General features: G+C 46.4%; 3 protein-coding genes. 2 read left to right on the forward strand and 1 reads right to left on the reverse strand.

Annotated features, from left to right (window positions below; all coding sequences use genetic code 11):
* Window positions 1–450: acyl carrier protein (locus F6K53_RS40860; protein ID WP_293085953.1), on the forward strand; the 450-nt coding region annotated here is incomplete at its 5' end.
* Here the strand turns inward: F6K53_RS40860 and F6K53_RS40865 are convergent.
* Window positions 447–572 carry a hypothetical protein gene (locus tag F6K53_RS40865; protein WP_293085956.1) on the reverse strand — a complete coding sequence of 42 codons (126 nt, stop codon included), beginning with the start codon at window positions 570–572 and terminating at the stop codon, window positions 447–449. The genes F6K53_RS40860 and F6K53_RS40865 overlap by 4 nt on opposite strands.
* A 145-nt stretch (window positions 573–717) precedes the next feature.
* Between F6K53_RS40865 and F6K53_RS40870 the strand changes: the two genes are divergently transcribed.
* A partial coding sequence (locus F6K53_RS40870) for a polyketide synthase (RefSeq protein WP_293085958.1) occupies window positions 718–1,631 on the forward strand: 914 nt, incomplete at its 3' end.

Consider the following 1,631-nt stretch of genomic DNA (forward strand, 5'->3'; position numbering starts at 1 on the left):
TCATCAACCCAAGCCTTAGAGTTTCTACAGGGATTACAGCAAGTTCCCTCCCATGAGCGCCACGAACGTTTACTTAGTCACATTCGAGACCAGGTTAGCAAAGTTTTAGGTTGGAGTTCTTCCCATACCATAGATCCCCATCAAGGTTTCTTTGACATTGGCATGGACTCTCTGACCTCTGTGGAGTTGAGGAATCGTCTGCAAACTTCTTTAGGGCGATCGCTCTCTTCAACCTTGATCTTTGACTATCCCACTATCGACGCTCTTGCCGGGTATCTGGTCAGTGAAATGTTTACCGAAGAGGAGCAGGAGGAGGATACAGACTCTGCTGAGACTACACAGAAGGATGATCATCCTACACAAACCCTAACTTCAGTAGACGTAGAACAGCTTTCAGAAGAAGATGCTGAAGCCTTACTACTCAAGAAACTAGAAAGTATTAGCGTCTAAGGAATCGGGAATCGGGAATCGGGAATCGGGAATCGGGAATCGGGAATCGGGAATAGATACCGAAACCCTAACCCCGAAACCCGAAACCCTAACCCTAAAAACTCAATTAGATCTACCAACATTAGTAGTAGTTTTTCGATACTGTTTTCGTCAATTATTATCTATTTTGCCTTTTGCCTTTTGCCTCACAACTGCAGCAAAGAAAGTCTATTGATTAATCAGACTTTATCTAACTAAGTCAGCACTATCAAAGGAATTTTATTAGACATGACTCAGAATTCAAAATCAACCAACTCTCTATCTGCTACTAAGCGTGCTCTGTTGGCTCTACAAGAAATGCAAGCCAAGCTGGAAGCAACTGAAAGTGCTAAAACAGAGCCCATTGCTATCGTTGGTCTAGGTTGTCGATTGCCTGGGGGTGCCAATGATCCTGAATCATTCTGGGAACTGTTAAGCAATGGTGTAGATGCAATTACAGATATACCTTCAGAGCGCTGGGATATTGAACAATTTTACGACTCTGACCCCAATAGCTCAGGCAAAATGTATGTCCGCAAGGGTGGATTCATCGATCAGGTAGACCAGTTTGACCCCCAATTCTTTGGGATTTCCCCTCGGGAAGCCGTAAGTATGGACCCTCAGCAACGACTGCTCTTAGAAGTTAGTTGGGAAGCACTAGAGCATGCTGGGCAACCGCTGGATAAGCTGATGGGCAGTAAGACTGGGGTGTTCGTTGGAATTATGAACTTAGATTATTTCCAGCGAGCCACTGAACCTCAGGTGGTAGATGCCCATACTGCTACAGGTAATGCCTTTAGCGTTACATCTGGTCGATTGTCCTATATCCTAGGATTACAAGGCCCTAGTGTAGCCATAGACACCGCCTGCTCTTCATCCTTGGTAGCTGTCCATCTGGCCTGTCAGAGTTTGCGTTCAAACGAATGTAACCTAGCCCTAGCTGCTGGGGTTAACCTGATCCTCTCCCCAGAAGTGATGATTAACGAATGTCGGGCTAGAATGCTTGCTCCCGATGGCCGTTGCAAAACCTTTGATGAGGCTGCTAATGGCTTTGCCCGGGGCGAAGGTTGCGGGGTAGTGGTTCTCAAACGCCTCAGTGATGCGATCGCTAACGGTGACAACATCTTAGCCTTAATTCGGGGTTCAGCAGTCAACCAGGATGG

Origin of the sequence: Moorena sp. SIO4A1, assembly GCF_010672065.1 — a bacterium.
Classification (GTDB): domain Bacteria; phylum Cyanobacteriota; class Cyanobacteriia; order Cyanobacteriales; family Coleofasciculaceae; genus Moorena.